General features: G+C 31.5%; 16 protein-coding genes. 3 read left to right on the top strand and 13 right to left on the bottom strand.

Annotated features, from left to right (window positions below):
- Positions 1-118: 118 nt before the first annotated feature.
- Together ACRBBL_RS24310 and ACRBBL_RS24305 are read right to left on the bottom strand one after the other, a co-directional pair.
- Entirely contained in the window at positions 119-1555 is a 1437-nt protein-coding gene (locus tag ACRBBL_RS24310; protein WP_431371696.1) for a hypothetical protein, read from the bottom strand.
- Positions 1548-1892 (bottom strand): hypothetical protein, encoded by a 345-nt coding sequence (locus tag ACRBBL_RS24305; RefSeq protein WP_431371695.1) that lies wholly within the window; start codon positions 1890-1892, stop codon positions 1548-1550. Before ACRBBL_RS24305 ends, ACRBBL_RS24310 begins: the two co-directional genes overlap by 8 nt.
- Before the next feature lie 435 nt (positions 1893-2327).
- Between ACRBBL_RS24305 and ACRBBL_RS24300 the strand changes: the two genes are divergently transcribed.
- Positions 2328-3215: a tyrosine-type recombinase/integrase gene (locus tag ACRBBL_RS24300; RefSeq protein ID WP_431371694.1), complete on the top strand. Its 888-nt coding sequence runs from the start codon at positions 2328-2330 to the stop codon at positions 3213-3215.
- Here the strand turns inward: ACRBBL_RS24300 and ACRBBL_RS24295 are convergent.
- Both ACRBBL_RS24295 and ACRBBL_RS24290 read right to left on the bottom strand, forming a co-directional pair.
- Positions 3207-4085, bottom strand: a complete 879-nt coding sequence (locus ACRBBL_RS24295) for a tyrosine-type recombinase/integrase (RefSeq protein WP_431371693.1) — start codon at positions 4083-4085, stop codon at positions 3207-3209. The genes ACRBBL_RS24300 and ACRBBL_RS24295 overlap by 9 nt on opposite strands.
- A gap of 15 nt (positions 4086-4100) precedes the next feature.
- Entirely contained in the window at positions 4101-4643 is a 543-nt protein-coding gene (locus tag ACRBBL_RS24290) for a JAB domain-containing protein (protein WP_431371692.1), read from the bottom strand.
- A gap of 184 nt (positions 4644-4827) precedes the next feature.
- On the opposite strand from ACRBBL_RS24290, the gene ACRBBL_RS24285 reads away from it, so the two are divergent.
- Positions 4828-5121, top strand: a complete 294-nt coding sequence (locus ACRBBL_RS24285; protein ID WP_431371691.1) for a hypothetical protein — start codon at positions 4828-4830, stop codon at positions 5119-5121.
- A gap of 39 nt (positions 5122-5160) precedes the next feature.
- Positions 5161-5949, top strand: a complete 789-nt coding sequence (locus ACRBBL_RS24280; RefSeq protein WP_431371690.1) for a DNA adenine methylase — start codon at positions 5161-5163, stop codon at positions 5947-5949.
- Between the two features lie 48 nt (positions 5950-5997).
- Here ACRBBL_RS24280 and ACRBBL_RS24275 read toward each other — a convergent pair whose 3' ends face one another.
- The 9 genes from ACRBBL_RS24275 to ACRBBL_RS24235 all read right to left on the bottom strand — a co-directional run bounded on the left by ACRBBL_RS24275 (position 5998) and on the right by ACRBBL_RS24235 (position 18991).
- Positions 5998-6714 (bottom strand): hypothetical protein, encoded by a 717-nt coding sequence (locus tag ACRBBL_RS24275; protein WP_431371689.1) that lies wholly within the window; start codon positions 6712-6714, stop codon positions 5998-6000.
- Entirely contained in the window at positions 6683-8110 is a 1428-nt protein-coding gene (locus ACRBBL_RS24270) for a hypothetical protein (RefSeq protein WP_431371688.1), read from the bottom strand. The genes ACRBBL_RS24275 and ACRBBL_RS24270 overlap by 32 nt, the downstream gene beginning before the upstream one ends.
- 3 nt (positions 8111-8113) lie before the next feature.
- Positions 8114-10450: a hypothetical protein gene (locus ACRBBL_RS24265; protein WP_431371687.1), complete on the bottom strand. Its 2337-nt coding sequence runs from the start codon at positions 10448-10450 to the stop codon at positions 8114-8116.
- 588 nt (positions 10451-11038) lie between these two features.
- Positions 11039-11848, bottom strand: coding sequence for a hypothetical protein (locus tag ACRBBL_RS24260; protein WP_431371686.1), 810 nt, complete (start codon positions 11846-11848; stop codon positions 11039-11041).
- A gap of 3 nt (positions 11849-11851) precedes the next feature.
- Positions 11852-13882, bottom strand: coding sequence for a hypothetical protein (locus ACRBBL_RS24255; protein WP_431371685.1), 2031 nt, complete (start codon positions 13880-13882; stop codon positions 11852-11854).
- A gap of 224 nt (positions 13883-14106) precedes the next feature.
- Entirely contained in the window at positions 14107-15366 is a 1260-nt protein-coding gene (locus ACRBBL_RS24250; RefSeq protein WP_431371684.1) for an HNH endonuclease, read from the bottom strand.
- A gap of 77 nt (positions 15367-15443) precedes the next feature.
- Complete coding sequence (locus tag ACRBBL_RS24245; RefSeq protein ID WP_431371683.1) at positions 15444-16301, bottom strand: hypothetical protein; 858 nt, start codon at positions 16299-16301, stop codon at positions 15444-15446.
- A 72-nt stretch (positions 16302-16373) separates the two neighbouring features.
- Positions 16374-17579: a phage integrase SAM-like domain-containing protein gene (locus ACRBBL_RS24240; protein WP_431371682.1), complete on the bottom strand. Its 1206-nt coding sequence runs from the start codon at positions 17577-17579 to the stop codon at positions 16374-16376.
- Positions 17580-18172: 593 nt separating this feature from the next.
- A complete protein-coding gene (locus ACRBBL_RS24235) occupies positions 18173-18991 on the bottom strand; it encodes a T9SS type A sorting domain-containing protein (RefSeq protein WP_431371681.1) in 819 nt (272 codons plus the stop codon).
- Between the last annotated feature and the right edge of the window lie 101 nt (positions 18992-19092).

Genomic DNA, 19092 nt, shown 5'->3' with positions numbered 1-19092 from the left:
TAACTAAAAATACCTTTTTATTTTCAACTTTTCTTACGAATTTTCTTATTTTTCTATTCTTTACTTGTCACAATTTTTATTGTTTTAAGTAACTTCTTAAACTAAGATACTAATAGATTTAAACAACATTTTTAACTTGAGTTTTTCCGAATTGTTTTACCCAAAGTAATTTTTTGGTTAATTTTTGGTGGTTCAACTCTCTATTAGTGAATACTTCCAATTCTAACAATCTGTTTGTCGCATTTTCTTTGAGCGTTAGATTAGAATTATAAAAATTCGACAACATAAGGCTTTCAAAGAGTTTTTGCAGTTTATTAATCTCTGATTTTTTAAGAATTGAGCTATCATAAGAAACTCCTAACTTATGGAGAAACGCATTATTTCTGTCTAAGGTCATTTGTGTCGGATAATCCCCAATAAAATCTGATGGATAAAACAAAAATGATTCAAGTCCAAACGTTTCATATAAATTATACATCAAATGTGCATTAACTACTTTAGCAATGTCTTTGCTATCGAAATGATCGGGAACAGAAACTTTAGTCTCGGAGTCTGGTATAGTTAGGATAATTTTTCCGCTTTGTAATTCTGCTGAAATACCTTGAATAAAGATAGTATCTGAAATTACTTGATTTATGAGTTGTTGTTTTTCTTCTTGTTTGAATTTTGCGTCTTTTTCTAATCGTTCGAGCAGTTCTTCTAATTCATCATAACGTTTTTGTAACTCTTGCCGTTTTTCTTCATCTATTTCCATCAAAAGAGCAGTTTTGAGCTCTCTTAACCTATCTTTAGTGACTACGGTCTGCTCTTCTAAAATATCGAGTGATTTATCTAATTGTATTTGTTGTTGTTTTCGTTTTAAGATTTGTGCTTGCTTTACCAATAAATTATCTCGTAAGTCGTCTCCTGTCAAAATCGGTTTAAGATTGAAATATTTTCCTAGTTTGATTTTTGTAGCTTCACTAATCGTCTCATCCTCAAAAATAGCAAACACTATTTGGTTCATTGCTTTTGGAGAAGACAAGTCAATATTTGACTGATTAATAACCGTAATAATTGTAGTAGTATCTTCCGCGAAACTGTTATTTTGAATAAGGTCTAAAAACGCCTCAAACTGTTGGTGTTTTTCCGGCAATAAAACAATTTTCTTAGTTTCATGTGCCTTAAGCAGTTTTTGTAATATTTCATACTGAGAGAAGCCTTCATCTTCCCATTTATCTACGAATGCTTCAGTAGCTTTAGCTTCTGATTTATTTATTTTCCACTTCTCTTTTTCGCTATCACTCTTTAGCGATATAATTTCATCTTCTGAAAAATCTTCTAATGAAAAGTTTTCATCAAATGATTGCCTTTCTTGAAGAAGCTGTTTTAATTTTTGACGACTGCTTTCTGAATTCGTTATTTGATTTTCTTCTAAAAAATCAGTTAAACGTTCCTCCTCTTCAGCTTTTCTAATTTCAAGGACTTTTACCTTATTTTTTCTAAAGTTCTGTTTTGGTCTATTATCAGAACTTGACTTTGTGATAGTTTCAGGAGATTTTAGATATTCATTCATTCTTTTTTTTCATATCAAGCTTCTGCTCAATCCTATCATAAATTCTCATGGTTTCGCTACTATCCTTTTTAATTTGAATTTTGTTTAAATAGATTTTTGCTCTCGCACGAGCTTTGAAATAATCATTAATACTAATACCATGTTTTTTGATAAAAGCTTTTCCCTGTGAGACAGAAAAAGATAAGATTTTTTCAGCTTTTAAACCATAAAATAAAGGAATCGAGTCTTTTGCAATTTGAAGTTTTGATATCTTTTCCTTTGAGTTAGGTTTAGATTGGCATCGAACAGTTTGAAAGCAAATAAGCATCAGAACAATAAAAGCAATTTTTTTCATCATAAAATGTTTTTTGTTTTATCGCGCTCCTCGATAAAAGTGAAAAATTATGTTATGAAAAAAAGCGTGGAACAAATCACCTATTGAGTCCGAGGTACTGGTATACCCACATCACAAATAGAGACAGCCCACGCCACAGCATGAGCATTCTACTTTTTACTTCTGTGATGTGTTTAAATTACCAGTTTTCGGACATCGAAATAAAAGCGAACGCTTTAACTTTAATATTTTTAGGCGCTACTATTGTTCACGCTTATAGCAAAGTTAAACATTTTGATTGACTTCTATTTTTTTAAGAATTATCTTCTACCCGTAGGTCGCCGGTTCGACTCCGGCAGGCGGCTCCAGATTTAACTCTATAAGCGGTTTTGCGAGGACATTGAACAAAAATTGCATACACTCAGCGATCTACGTGTTTTACCCGTAGTCCGCTCAATTATGCATATTAATCACCTTCACTCTCAATTTTGTCTCGAACAAAAAACGTTCAAAAATAATACCCCAAGAACAATTCATTGGCTAAAAGAAGTTTTTAAATACTTCATTAAACAGACTAATGTTACTTCTATAAACGAGATCAATCGTCATATTGTAAAACAATGGTTTATTCAAGGGCAATGCCAAAAGAATTGGTCAGCAAAGACAATTCGTACCAGAATGTCAGCACTAGGGCTTTTTTTTCAGTGGTGTGTTTCTGAAAAATACCTCGATGAAAACCCTATAAAACAACTCCCAAAGCCGAAACTAGAGAAACGTATTCCAAAACATCTTACCTTAGAAAAAGCCTCTTTTATTTTGGAATGGCTTAAATGTTACAATTTTCGCTATACTTATGAGAGAGCAAGGGCATTAGCAATCTTTGCAACTTTTATTTACACGGGCATACGTTTACAGGAATTACTGAACTTGAAGTTTTCAGATGTTCAGTTTGAAGAAAAAATCATTTTTATTCGTTCTGGAAAAGGAAATAAGGATCGTACAATTCCAATTCTTAGTCGATTGGGAAAGTATTTAAAGGATTATGTGAAAGAACGAGGACGTTTTGGGACAAATAGTGTCTACTTCTTTGTATCTATCAAAAAGGATGGAAGCATGTCTTATCAGGTCATTAAAAGGCTTTTTACAAAGACTTCTAAACAAACGAAAATTCATATTTATCCGCATTTATTGCGTCACAGTTTTGCAGTGCAAATGCTAGAAGGTGGGTGTGATATTTTTACATTATCAAAACTATTAGGACATTCTGATATAAAAACCACCACGATTTATTTGACAGCAACAAACGCTCAAAAACAAAAACAGATAGAAAAGCACCCATTATATTAAAGTTATTTTATCAAAACTGCTTCTAATGTTTTCTTGTGAAGCATATACATAAATCTGCGTAGTACTAATGTCCGCATGTCCCATAATGGCTTTGAGTTTAAAAGGATTGAGATTTGCCTCTATTGAGAGCTTTCCAAAAGTATGACGGAGCATGTGTGGTGTTACCTTAAAGCTGCAAACCTTTTGTAGTTTTTGAAATACTGCATACAGATTTTTTTCGGTGAGTTTATTATCAGAACGAACACTACTAAAAAAATATTTATTTTTTCGTTTTCCTTTTTCATTGAGATAATTTTTGAGATACGGAAAAAGCATTGGATGGATAGGGACAAGACGATCTTTGCGTCCTTTTCCTTGTATAATAGTAATGGCTCTTTCTTCTAAATTGACGGCTTCTGTCCGAAGATATAAGAGTTCACTTAATCGAATGCCTGTAAAGAGAAACGTGCGAATAATAGCTTGGTTTCGTTTCATTGATAAAGCGTTATACCATTCTACTGTATCGACATGAAGTAAAAGTGTTTGAACTTGTGCTTTGGTCAAGCAACGAGGCAATTGTTTGGATAAACGTGGTTTTTCAATTTTCTCTACGGGATTGTTTGTCCTGTATTCGTAAATAATACAAAAATCAAAGAACGTTTTTAAATATTGACGAGCATTCCGAAAGGTTTTATTACTCCATATTCTTTGTTGTTTCCGTTGATATAAAAATGCTCTAATCTCCTGTGTTGTAATTGATTTTACAGTTTGCCCTGTGAAAACATCTAAATCCAATACAATACGTATAATCTCTTTAATACTTTTTGGTTGCATTGCTTTTTCATACAAGGCAAATCGTTGAAAGGTCGGGATAAGGTCACTCAGAAGCATTGATAATAGGGTAGATTATAGTAAAGATTCATCAGCAAAAGAAAAATAACTTTCCTTGGTGACGATGATGTGATCGAGTAGTTTGATATCGAGAAACTCTCCTGCTCTACCAAGTTTTTTTGTAATGGCTTTATCCGCCGCAGATGGCTTTAAAGTTCCACTTGGATGATTATGACTTGCAATACAAGCTACAGCACCACAATTTAATGCGGCAGAAAACACCAATCGGACATCAACAACAGTTCCTGTCATACCGCCAACACTAATGGGGAAATAGCCCATAATTTCGTTACTGTTATTCAGAAACAGAATTAAAAACTGTTCCTGCAATTCAAGGGAATTAGGTTGAAAAAGTCTTCGCAAAATATCCGTCGCCATACGACTACTAGTAATTTTTAAGCGGTCAGATTTAGGAATTTCAATATTGTATTGTAATTCAATCTTAGCAACAGGGATTTGTGACAATACTTTATCTCTGACTGTTTGAATTACCTCATCTGTTTCGTTAGGCATAACCCTTTGTTTGGCGTTGTTGGATACAGGTTTTTCAATACTCATATTTTAGAAAAAAGTAAAAAGGTGTGTTTGGTTATAGAGAAAAACAGTCAAAAAAAGGAACATTATTTTTAGATGAAAGAGAAATTTTAGAGAGATTAAAGTACCTGTTACAAACCATTCATCTTCAGAACGTCTTATTCCTTTTAGGAGCAGGCGTTTTTTTTATTTTTTTATCCTTTTTCTCATGAAGAATGTTCCAGAACACGTTATTGCTCAAAAATATTTGCGTTGTAAACAACGCAATTTTGAACTAGATCATGGCGCGCTTATTTTCTTGCGCGATGCCTCTTCTCCTATGATCACATGGCTTCAAGAGGTTCATATTAATGACAGTGAAGCTCTTTTAGGAAATACCGATTTTTTAATGCGTATTCCAACAGTTTTAACAAACAAAAAAACGGAAACAACTAAAGTCAAAGCTTGCAAACAAAAGAAAAGACAATTGTATTTCCGTTTGCGCCCTAAAAATCAAGATTAGTTAAAACTTTTCTCTCTATTTCTTATTTACTCTTTTCAAATGACCAAAACACCTATTGCATACTATGGTGGCAAACAAACCATGATAAAAACCATCCTCCCATTAATTCCAAAACATGAAGTCTATACCGAAGCCTTTTTTGGTGGTGGAGCTATTTTCTTTGCGAAGCAACCTGTCAAATCAGAAGTTATAAATGATCTTAATAATCTCGTCGTGAATTTCTATGAAGTCGTACAAACTAATTTTGAGAATCTAAAAGCAAAAATTGAAAGCACACCATTTTCTCGAACAACCTATTGCGTAGCCTATACCATGTATCGAATGCCTCATTTATTTTCTAAACTTAATCTAGCTTGGGCATTTTATGTAGCAACCAATATGGGATTTTCTGCTCAAATTGGGAGTTGGGCGTATGATAAATACGGAAAACGAAATCGAGGTTTTCAGAACAAAAAAATGCAGTTTACTGATGAAATTTTTGACCGACTCCAATTTACCGAAATTGAGTGTAATGATGCGTGCAAAGTGATTGCTTCTCGTGATTCAGAGAAAACTTTTCATTATGTTGACCCGCCGTATATTGATATGAACCAAGGGCATTATAAAGGTTATACTCGGGAAGACTTTCAAAGACTCTTGGAAACCCTTTCTAATCTCAAAGGAAAATTTCTATTGAGTTCGTATGGTTCTGATATTCTTACTGAATATTCAATAAAAAATAAGTGGTTTACTAAAACTATTGAAAAACCACTATCCGCGTACAAAGCTGAAACAGGTTTAAAACGGAGAAAACGAATTGAAGTTTTGACTGCAAATTATACTATATAAAAAAACATTAAATTATGCCTTGGAAATACCTCCAAGGCATAATATTTATTATTCTCCAAATGAGGCAAGAAAATAGCCTTCTGATAAAACTTTTTCTTGAATTAAACTTTTTGAATTGTTTTCAAAATCATTATTAAAAAGAGTGTTCTTAACTGTTATTTTAAACCCTTTTGTACCATTTAAAGTCATTAAACTTGGATATTGCCTTTTGTAATCTTTACCAAAAACTTTTATTGCTTCCTCATTGTTTATTTGTCTTAGTACTCCTTCCCAAGACCACATTTGTAAAGGAATTTTAAACCAAAATATTTGATCGCCCTCCATATCAACTTTATTTATATATAAGTCTTGAATCGGTAAACCGTTTAAATAAAAGAGTATTTCTGAAGTATCTGTTTCAGGATTATTAACTCTATATAAATCTGTTTTATCATTTATTTCAACAAAAAAAATTAAATCATTATACGGATTCCAATTTAAGTCGTTCATCAAATTAATCTCCTTAAATTTCTTTGTGTCTAATTTTGTTTTAATCCATTCAAGTTCCTTTTTACAGTTTGAGACACAATCATCTTCTGAATAATATTTCTCATCAAAAAGATAATTACAGTATATCTCTACATTTGAATTTGTATTTAAACTAAGTGTATCCGAACTTAAAACTTTATCACTTTTAGTAGAAGTACAGCTATAAATGAAAAAAATGAAAATTCCATAAAAAAGTAAAATAAATTTACTTTGAAGATTTTTTAGCAATGGTATCATGAGTTTTTAATCCTTTTGAAATTATACCGTCTGGTGTTACTTTTAGTATATATTTTTGAAAACCAACAATTGCATTAACAAAAGCATTATCAAAATTATCATTGACTAAAAGTTCATTCTTCATAAAGTCCTTACATAGCCCTTTTTTGAAACAGATATTTATAGCCTTTTTTACCTCAATAATATCTTGTGGAAAATTGGTTTGATTCTTTCCTAAATTACCATATAAAGTTAAGCTTTTAAATGTTTTCTTGTTTTTTATTACATTTCCTAATCTTTTATGGGTATTGCCACCTGCTAAAATCTTACCAGTTTTTTTGATTTTAATTTTGCCTTGGAATATTGATATTTCACTCGAAACATTAGTAGAAGCTGGAACAGTACCTATACCAAGCGTTTTTAATGCTTGTTGAACGCTCAATATATCTGTTTTGATATTAGCATCTCTTTTCTGGTTATTAATAGGTCCAACACTAAAATATAATGAAAGTCCTCCAATCGTTTTTTGTTTAATCATTAATTTTAATAAGGACTCTGGGAATCCTTCCCTTATTAATCTTGCACCATAGTAATTCCTATTTATTGCTAATATGTTTTTGTAACCATTAACTAAATCTTTTTTTGAGTATATTTCCCTCAAAGCTTGGTACATAGTCAATGAATCTCTTTTCTCATAATGCCACCATTCTCGTTTATTAGAATTTTTTTGCCAACCTTTATGTGCATCAATTCTAGTGAAACCATAATCTTTAAGTATTTCAGTAACGTCTATTAAATCTATATCATACGCCTTAGCATAATATGAATAAAACTTATCTTTAGTAACTTGTGCCTTTGTTAGCTTTACAACATACTTGCTTGGTGTTGTTGTCGTTCCTTGCGCCGGTGGGTTCAGTAATTTCTTTTTTAAATATAACCTAAATTGCATTGTCGGACTACTTCCCTTATCTTTTAAAATCACCCACTTTAAACCTTTTTTTACTGCACTACTAGTTCCTTGATTCAAGTCTAGTGCTCTACCTGTTTTATGCCAAGAAATATTTGAAGCGCCAGCTTTGGTTGTTGTCATACTGATTCTTCTACCAATATCTCCAAAAGGTATTTCTTTTATTCCAAATTCAACTGATGTAAGTTTTTTTACTTCATCAATTACATTTTTTAAATCAGGCTTAATTTTTTGATTTATTAAATTAGGTACTGTTTTACTATAAGGTACTAATTTATATGGAGGTGGAGTCGTGTAATCACTAGGTAAACTTGATTGATAATCATCTTCAACTAAAAAACTCTCAAGATTATTGCTCCATAAATCGAAGTTGTTTTCTCCTTTATTCCATACATTTTTTTCATTTTTCCAGATATTTTCTTTCCAAACATTTTCTAATACATCTGCCATATCTTAAAAATTAATATTAGTTACGATTTCTTTTAGCTTTCCTACTGCTTCTTCACATGCTGTTTTTGTTGGATATGACATTTTCTTTCCAATGATTTTTCCATAAATATCTGTAACCGTGAAATACCATCTATTGTCCTTAGACTCTTTGATTTGAATATTATTTCCTTCATCATTGATAATCTGCTCAACAGTTTCTTTCAATGCCGTATATGCTAATTCTTTGGTCGTGTATTTTTTGCTACTACTTAAAATAATATCATCTTCATCATTGAGAACTCTAAAACGGAATTCATCAATACCATCATTATCTTCTTCATTGTAGACTACGACATTTTCTAAATTAGCAATAGACGCACTAGCTGTATCTGGAGCTATTTGAAAATCTCCAATACCGCCTAGACCGTTTTGCGGTACATCACAACAATCACCAAATACTTTCTTGTAGAGTTCAGCTTTTGCAATAGGATCTTCTATTAAATCAATAACTTTTAAGGCTTGTTCCTTTTCGTTATTGTTCAATATCGCTTCTTTTACAGCTTCATTTTGCAGTTTGATGTTATAGCAATCCAAAGTTTCTCCTTGCCCTAATAATGCTTCTGCAATAAGCGCATCTGTACGAATGGTTCTATGCGTTACATCGAATATGATTCCTGAAACTGTATGATCTGCATATTCCATTTCTAAGTCTGTACGTTTACGCACATATTCTGAAGTTAGTGGCGTACTAGATGTATCTAGATGATTTGCGTAGGTTTCTGTTATTTTTTCAACAAATTGCACAGAATTCCCTTGATAGTCTTTTATGTTACATAAATAGGCTAAGATTTGATTTTTAATGTCGCTCACGGCTGTATCTGTAAGCACCGTTTCTAACAAATCGTCCATATCTTCTAATTTGGCTTCTATTTCATCATTACCATTGGTAAATAAAATAGAAACTTGATCTAAATAGATTATAGAAATATATTCTTGTAATAATTGGCGAAACGTAAAGTTTAAAACCCTACTTTGATTGATATTTTTCAATTCACGTACAATCGTTTGTTCTGTTTCTGATTGTAAAGTCTCGGTAGTTTCTACATTGACTTCAATCTCTCTAAGTGCATCTGTTTTACTAGATTGCTTAGAAGTACTTCCTGCCAAATTACGTACTTGACTTGCCGTAGTAGCACTAAATGATTTTGTTGAAGAAGCACTACTTCTACCACCAAATTTCACGATTCCTAAGTTCAAACCACCACGTTTACGTTTTTTCTTCGTTCTTGTTTCTGAGCGAGTTGTAGAATTTGCAAGTATGTTTTCGTTTTCAATCGTATTCTGTAAATCATCCATACTAGATTCACTAAAAGAATCTAAAATATTTTCTGCTCGCTTTTTAGTAACTTCATTTCGTTGCCAATTACGGACTGAGATATTTGATGTTTCTCCAGGCAATAAACTCATAGTTTTAATTACTTTTCCAGCACCATAATTCCCTAAATGATTTCTCATTTTAAAATTTAAAACGATTTCTAACGTCGGAGTTATAGTTTCTGGTTGTGATATAAATTCAAGACTTACCAAGCCAAAACCATTTTCAGTAAGTACAGGTTTGAATCCTCTTTTTATTTTTGCTGCAATTTCAAATAAAGGAACTCCAGCAATACTATACAATCGTAATACATATAGACTTGGAATGTCATAGTTTAAATCGCCTAAATTGATATCTCCAAACTGCCAAATTAAATCTGTTGGAGAAACAGTATTTGTATTTACAGTGTTTCCTGAAGAGCTTATTCCTGTATTTGAAGAAGTGTTTGTTGTGCTTCCTCCATTGCTTGAAGAGCCACCACTTGGATTATCTGAAATTTCATAAGGATTGCTATTGCCATCATCAAAGAAATCATCATTTGGACCAACTTCGTCTATAACTGGTAATATTCTAGATTCAATAGTTTTATTTACTAAATCTCCAGTTGTATCAGAAGCTTGTTCTTGTGCATAGCTATCTACTAATAAAGCATCCAATAATCGTTTTTTTCCTCTGGAAATAATGCCTTGTTTGTATAGCAAGTAACTATTTTCAAAAAGTGAAATGTTTACTGCATGATCAATTTCATCCAATAGTAATTGCACTATTTCTTGCAGTCCTAAATTTGCTGTTCGTTCCCAAAATGTATCATACGGTAAATTTGGGTTGAATTTATTCGCAGACAATTCTAAATCTAGATACGAATATGCATCATAGGTAATTGCCTGTGGTAAATTATAATTGATTATAGCTGCGCTTCCATTATCATCAAATTTTGATAACGGTTCCTTCAATCCACAATTTGTAGTTGATATTATTGTACTCATAAGTCTGTGTATATTTTGTGTAATTTTACTCTAGACGATAAATACAAATAGTATTAATTGTCCAAATATTAAATGTGTATAGTACGATGAATAAAGCATTCATCTAAATTAAAAGTAAATGTCTTGACACTTTTTAAATCAATCTTTAGAAAAACTATTGGGTGTAATAACTTGATAGTAGTTTTTTTCCAAAGAATAATTGTACTGTATAGATTAAAATGCTACATGCTATTATGTAAGGAACTGTTACTACTAAGTTTTCAAAAAATCCATCTAATTTTAGTCCTCTATCTGTATAATATAGTTGAATAACTACACCAAAAAGTATTATTTGTAACACGGTTATAAATAAGATATGGAATTTGTAATTCTTTATTAGATATATTAGAAATGTTGAGAAAAAAGAAACAATAAATATATTAAATATTGCCAATTCGTTAGAATATCCTTGACTTCCAATAAGAAATTTAGAATCTATTGAACTTTTTACTAAACAATAACAAATATAACTTCCCAAACATAATAAACCATTAGTAACATAGCAAAGTAAATGATATAAAAATTTATCATATGGTATACCAAATAGTTTCATAATTTGAAATATTTATTATCTGTATTTTCAATTTCCCTAGTTCCTGCAAAAGTGGTCCCGCTATCACATTTTATACTTCCAGTTTCACTTTTGGTTCCCCTGCCAGCACCTATTGAGCAAAATCCTTTATCTGAAAAGTAATATGTTTTTAAAGACGTAATAATTTCAACATGTATTCCATTAAGCATTACAGCTATGGTTCCTCTTTTTACATCTTTGGCATTTATTTCTTTTAATGGACTTTTACCCTTACTGATTTGATCAGGATCGTAATAATGTTGCCCAGCATTTGTAATACTTCTTTTATATAGAAACATAGCATCTCCAACAAAAACATTACACATCCAGGCTCCTCCATAATTACTAGCCCAATGTATACTATATAAATTAGCACTCCACTTCTTATAAGCTTTTCTTAACTTATCTAAATCTGTGTCATTTTTTTTAACATTAGTAATATCTTTATTAAAGCCCGCAAGATTTCCTATCGTTTTTTTTACTTTAGAGCTAAATTTCTGCCAATCATTCCAATTATTAAACTTACTTGGTTTTTTTGTAGCTGACTTTAAATTATAATTTGGAGAAAAAAACCAATCATACTTATCATCTTGAAAATTCCAATAGGATTCCATAACTATAGTCTGATTTCCTAAATATTCTGCTGCATCTGCCAAATTACTAAAATTTGGTTTGTCATCTTTTAAAAAATCAATGGCACTATTATTTCCTTTAAACAATTTATCTTTCTCTATATTGCCCCAAGGTGCGTTATTTGCACTCCAAGGATTATCAAATAAATCTTCCATAATTTACGAATTTATTTGTTGATTACAGTTACATCCGCTTTGTGCTACATCACAACAATCCCCATATACTTTTTTATATAATTCAGCTTTTAATTTTGGATCTTCCAATTGGTCAATGATTTTCATTGCCTGTACTTTTTCATCATTGTTTAAAATGGCTTCTCTAACAGCTTCATTTTGTAATTTGATATTGTAGCAATCTAAAGCTTCTCCATAGCCTAGTAAAGACTCTGCAATAATTGCATCCGTTCGGATAGTTCTTCTAGTTACATCTACAATAATTCCTTTAAATGCATAAGCTTCATATTCCATTTCTAAGTCTTGGCGTTTTCTGATGTAAGACGATGTTAAAGGAGTAAATCCTTCTGGAATGGTAACACTAGGAGTTAATTCTTCTCGAACTTCCTCTATAAAATTAGTTGCATTTCCTCTGTAATCTTTGATATTACATAAATAAGCTAGTAATTTTCCTTTTACCTCATTTACTCTGGTATCAACTAAAAATCCTTCTAAGAACTCATCCATTTCTTCTAAACCAACCACAATATTTTCTTGTCCATTATAATAGGATAATGATATTTTATCTAAGTGTGTAACAGAAATATATTCTTGAAGTAATTGTCTAAACACAAAGTTTAAGACTCTACTTTTATTAATGTTCTCTAATTCTCTTGTGATGGTTTCTTCAACCTCATTTTGAAGTGTTTCAGAAGTTTCTACATTTACCTGAATTTCTCTGAGTGCATCCGCTTTGTCAGTTTGTTTTGTGGTGCTATTTGCCAAGTTTCTGACTTGATTAGATATTGCTGAATTTAACGAACGTGCTCTTGCGGAAGAAGAACCAAAGCCTAAACCTAATGAGCCTCCAAAACCGCCTGTTGTTGATGGTGGAGAATATGATAAATTAAGACTCGCACTAAAGCTTCTATTCTTATTTTTTGATGAACCAGAACCTGAAGAACTCGCGCTTCCTGTTTCTTGCTCTATAATATTTTGTAATTCTCCAACACTAGACTCGCTGAAAGAATCTAAAATATTCTCTGCCTGCTTACGTGTTACTTCGCTTCGCTTCCATGAGCGAATAGAAATGTTTGTTTTTTCACCTGGTAATAGACTAAATGTTTTTACTGTTTTCCCTGCACCGTAATTCCCTAAATAATTAGTCATCTTATAGTGTAATACGATTTCTAATGAAGGAGGTAACGTTTCTGGTTCAGGTACAAATTCTAAGCGCACTAAACCAAAAGGTGTTAATCGTAATACAGGCATGAATCCTCTTTTTATTTTTGCCGCAATTTCAAATAATGGAACTCCAGCTACATGATATAATCGTAATACAAATAGACTAGGTATATCATAGTTTAAATCTCCAAAATTGATATCACCAAATTGCCAAATTAAATCTGTTGGAGAAACAGAGCCTGTATTTGCAGTGTTATCGGTAGAGTTTACTCCAGTATTTGTATCAGTTGGATTGTTTGTAGTAGTTCCTCCTGTTCCTGTAAAACCTCCATCTGGATTATCTATAATTTCAACAGGATTTCCGTTGCTATCATTAAAGAAATCATCATCGGGACCAATTTCGTCAGTTAAAGGTAAAATTCTAGCTTGAGCAGTTTTATTCAATGTAGTATCTCCTGTTGTCGGTGTTCCATCAGGATTTTGCTGTTGTTGTGCGTAGGTATCAACTAATAAAGTGTCTAACAAACGTTTTCTTCCTCTTGTAATAACACCTATTCTGTATAACAGATTACTATTTCCAAATAAAGAGTTATTTGAAGCGTGATCTATTTCGTCTAATAATAATTGTACAATGTCTTGTAGTTCTAAATCTCCAGTTCTAGTCCAAAAATCATCTACGGGTAAATTGGGTTTAAAATACGATTCTGGAATTCCCATATCTACATACGATATGGCACTGTAAGCAGTAGATTGTGGTAAATTGTAATTCAGAACAGAAGCTGTTCCATTTGATTCTAATTTCATTAAAGGTTCGCTCGTAGTACACGAGTTAGAATTGATAATGTCTGACATGCATTTATAGTTTTAATATTAATAATTCACAATGTGATCTTCTATTTTGGGAAATAGAAAATTGAGTTGGCTATTAAAACTTTTTAGGTAGAACACTAAATTGAGGAGATATAGTGCTTTTTAGATTGAATCAAATATATAAATAAAAAATTGATTCTAATGAAATTTATTACTTTTTTAACAATCTTAATCTTATTAAATATATTGAAGGTTGTTAGAAATTTCTAACTTACTTTACCATCTAAAATAAAGACAAATGGCGACTTTTCATCACTCGAAAAATCTATATCTGACCAATTTGAAGTATGAAAATGAGTAAACTTATTCCACCAAGTTTCTTTTTCTGAATGCGTTATAAATTGTTGAGTATCTAAATCAGCAAACGGAATTACAAAAACGTATTCATAACATGTAAATTGTAGACTGCCAATAGCATAAGGTAATGTCTTATCTTCATTTTTTCGTAAATAACATGTAAAAATTGGTTGCCGAGAAAAACCGTTGTAATTCAGTCTATTTGAAATCAAAGGTAGGTTTTTAGTTGATATTTTACCATTTACCCAATCAATCGTTTTTGAAAAGTGCTGTAATTCATTTTGATCTATCAGTGAGAGAAAATATTTGGTTAGCATTCGATAAACATTTTGATACTTAATCTGGTCTTTGAGCCTAAGAGTCATTTTGTACTCATTCGGGTTTTCTTTGGGACGGTCTTTAATGTCATAAAAAAGTATGTTAAGGGAATTTCCGCTTTTAGACATTTCAAAATTAATTCCTTTTATTTTTTTAGCCCCACCTTTACCTTTAACATCAAAAATTATACGCAATACTGAGAAGAAAGAAACAATATCTGGTTCAATAGTTTCACTAAATTGGTTATTGCATGTATCACATTCATCATAGAGAACAAGAGTCTTATTACCTAATCCCTCAGAAATAGCATGTGCTTTTTTCTTAAATGTTACTTCTGAGATTTGTTTTGAACAAAATCGACATTGCCTTTGATCTTTATGCTTGTTCCCAATTCCATGTCTATATGTACCAAGAGTTTTTACAGAGTAAGTCTTCATAAAGTTTCTGATTGGCTTATACTCAGCAAGTATATCTTCTCGTTTACGCCCTTCCTGATCTGCCTTTAAATAACTAAACATATCTATTCCTAAATCATCATTGACTATACTTTCTGGCAAGATCCAAAAAACTTGATTTTCTTCAAGATTATTAACGAATCTTTTTAATTCTCGTAATTGGGGGAAAGTACTTTCGTATTTATTGAAAAAAGTCTCAAATCGTTTTTTAAATTGTGCGTTATTTCTTTGTATAGCCTCAATTTGTCTATTTTCAGGACTACTTGATCCTGACTCAATTAATTCAAAACATGAAATCATAAATTCCTTTATGAATTTTTCATCATTGGTCTTGGCTTCAAACTGAGTTCTCTTCTGCAAGTCTGCAAAAATTATTTTAAATGAATATTTATTCATGAGTTAAAATCCAATAACTTTATCCAACATCTTATCAACTTCTTTTTTTATGAGGTTTCTTTTACATTTTTAAGATGTTAAGACTTAGTTCTTTCGCAGAATTTATCTACTCCAAATAATAAAGCCAGTGCGGAAATTGAACCAATAATAGGAGAAGAAGTTATACCTATTTTTTTTAAAGTTAAAAAAATTAGTTTACGAATTTTATCTAAGTCAAAAATTGCCCCTGTAGTTTTATTTTCATCACCACAAATAATATTATATAAATTCTTTTTCAGGATATTGAATAGTTTTTTTCCGAAAGAAATATTCTCTTTTTCAACTTGTGTAGTTTCTAAAACCTCGTTATCGATATTTTTCCCAGACCCTAAGAAGTAGATGTCTTTCCCTTTAGATAAAAGAAGAACTTGAAGTTTTGAAGCAAAATAAATTTCTTTTATATTTTTAGAAACGTAACTCCCTAAAGTTTCATATAACTCATCTTCAGATTTTCCTAAAAAAGGAACAACTATAATCATATTAAATTTAGAAGATTTCTTTTTCTTTTTTTGTTCTTTCAGGAATTCTTTTAGCATACACTTAAGGGCAAATTTTTCTGCTAAATCATTGATTGAATTATCAATTTTTTCTTTAGCTTGTATATCATAGTATAAAGCTTTCTTAGCTTGGAAAGCCTCTTTGCTTAACTTTGTTAATGTTTTTCTTGCTTTATTAATTTTACCTTTATTTAAGAGAGAAAGGATATTTTCTGATCTAACTCTTAAATTATTCGGTCTAAAATATGTCTTTTCTACATCCCTATATCCATATCTAGGATTTAACATACTACGTATCGCTCCAAAACCAAAAAGCCCAAATGGTATATCCTTATCGTATGATACATATGGTTCGTTTTCAGTAACAGTTTCAAATATAGGAAGCTTCTCTTTTTCCATTTATTTCTGAAATAACTATGATTTATCCTGCTTAAATATAAGAAATATTTTACAAGAAAATATTGTTTGCAGCTAATTAATAACTTTGTCCAATGCTTCATCAATTTCTTTGTGCATAAAGTTTTGTTGGTAGTTTATCGTGGTTGTGATAGACGAATGACGGTAGAGCTTTTGTAGCGTCTGAATTGGAATAGAATCTCCCGAAATATTCCCAAAACTATGACGGGCTATGTGCATCGTCATTTTTTTATCAATCTCCACTTTTTCTGCCACCATTTCTAATCGACGATTAAGATTGCGTGTAATAGTCTTGATACGTATTTGCAGTCTTTTTAAATCTTTAAAATTCACTTCTTGCAATTCTGGAAACACCAAGTCGATTGTTTTAGAATCGTTTCTTTTGTATAGATTGAGAATGTTTTGTGCTTTTGCAGGAATCTTTAGAGATACTAATTTTTCATTCTTTCCCATTCTGTAATACAAACGTCCATCTTTAAAATCATTCCAACGTAGTTTTAACACATCTCCTACTCGCACGCCTGCAAAATAAAAACTCGTTAACCAAATATTCAAAGCGTGTTGTTGGGCTTCACTTAGGTTTTCAACATTTTCCAACAATTGTATTTCTTTTCTACTCAATCCTACTTTTTTACTTTCAGGAATTCTAATTTGGATTTTCCCTTTTCCGAATGGGTAATTTCTTTTATCGACTATTGCATGTGAAACTGCCAAATTATAGATTGTTCGTATCAAGATAAAGTAATTCACAACGGTACGAGGTGTTCTTTTTTTGGTGTGCAAAAGATGATTTTCAAATTTTCTGAGTAACTGTACATCAATTTCTAAAAAAGAAATTTCATCTTGTTTGAGAAATTCTTTGAAAATCTTTATTCGTCCTTTATCTGATTGTACTTGGTTAAACTTCTTGCGCTTTTCAGTATTCTCATGGTGCATTTTTGCAACTGCGAAAAAATCAAGTCCCGTACTTTTTATCAATTGCTTTTTAATCGTTTTAACAGACGTTTTTTCGTTGTCTTTTTCAGATTCTAACAGAATATCGTTTGCATCAGCTAATTTGCTTGCAATACGGTTATTAAGCCTTACTGAGTTTGGATGTGACTTCTTTACTTTGAAGTTTGCATTATCCCAAAATTTCTCGTCAAGATATTGTCCTGTGTAGAGAAACGTAGTTTTTCTATCTTTGGTAATACGGATCGTAATCGGATACAAACCTTGTTTGTTTGGCTTCTTTCTTAGGACTGCTTTTATCGAACTCATCACATTTTGTTTTGTTTCCTAAAGATACAGAACATAATTAACTTGGGTACAACATAGGTACAACAAATTGTACTTTTGTATAACTTTTTATAAAGTCTAACAATCTTTAATCACCCTAAAAACAATTGATTTTAAACTATTTAGCATTTTTTCAGATCACTCCAAGATGAATTCATAACCCGGAGGTCTCGGGTTCAATTCCCGATCTCGCTACTAAATAACCCACTCATTTTGAGTGGGTTATTTCATTTTACAACTCTTCATTTCCAAGACCTCAGTACCGTTAAGAGTACCTCTTTTAAAATTTTCATATTTTCTACCAATCACTTAATCAGACTTTTATACTACAGTCCTTTAGGTTAGAGTGTAGGATAAGAATTTTAATATTACATTTTCATTAATATAGATAGTATCATTGTAAGTCCCCAAAACAAACTGCGAAGTAAATTTTGCAGAGTAATGATTATATCAAAAAAAGAAAGATGGGAACTACCCCATCTTTCAACCATAATTAAAATAAACTAACTCTCAATTATATCCATTATATAAAATAGACACTCATAAAAAGTAGTTTTCTTTAGATATTTTCCTGTTTACTGTTTGATAAACTTGATCGTTTTTTCTGCCTTTTCAGAATAGAGTTTTAACATATATATCCCACTTTGTAAACTATTCACATTCATTGTGCTTAAGTTGTTTTCTTTAGAAAGTACCAATTGTCCATTTAGATTGAGAATTTCTGCTTTGATCAAGTCAACATTTGTATTTGTAATGCGAATGATATCTTTTACAGGATTTGGATAGATAGAAAGTGTAGCTAATTCGTTTGTTTCTTCTACTGAAAGTGTAGAAAAGTCAAACGAAGACATTCCCGAAACTCCTTCAGTATTCGGGTCCACAACATTGACAAATTCTGCCATTCCATTATCAATCATATCAGCTTGCATGAAACTTTTTAATGGTGTTACCGTTGTTGCTAAGGCAGAATTGTTTTCTAAAATATACATGCCTCCTGAAGTTGGCGCTCCATTGATTTGAATGGTCACAATATTAGAAGTTGTTCCCGCAGACGGCGCAGTTAAAGATGCTGGACTTCCTAAGGTTTCTGTAATTAGATAACCATCGTTAGCAGGTTCTCCTACAGCACCTCCATCAAAAAAGGTAGCAGAAGCAGCACCTCCTAAAGAGGAAGTGATGCTTGCAGTAACACCATCTGGTAGGATAATGGTGAAACCATAACTTTGTACGGATGTAGCAAAATTATTGGAACTCGTATTCGGAACAGCTGCAATAGTAAAGTTGTATGAACCATTGTCAATTAGTGTGTAAGTATATCCATCTTGTGCGTTTGCTTGGTACGAGAATAACGCAATGATAATTAGGACTAACGTTGATATTTTGTGTGTTTTCATAATAATGTAACTTGTCTTTTTTGTTTGTAGGTTTATTGTTGTATTAGATTTTCTGGTAATTGTTCTATGATTTGATAGGTACTAAAGTTTAGGAAGTTTCC

It is taken from the genome of Kordia sp., from assembly GCF_050633145.1.
Taxonomy (GTDB): domain Bacteria; phylum Bacteroidota; class Bacteroidia; order Flavobacteriales; family Flavobacteriaceae; genus Kordia.
Note: the sequence above shows the minus strand (reverse complement) of the source record. Positions and strands in the feature narration are given on the sequence as shown.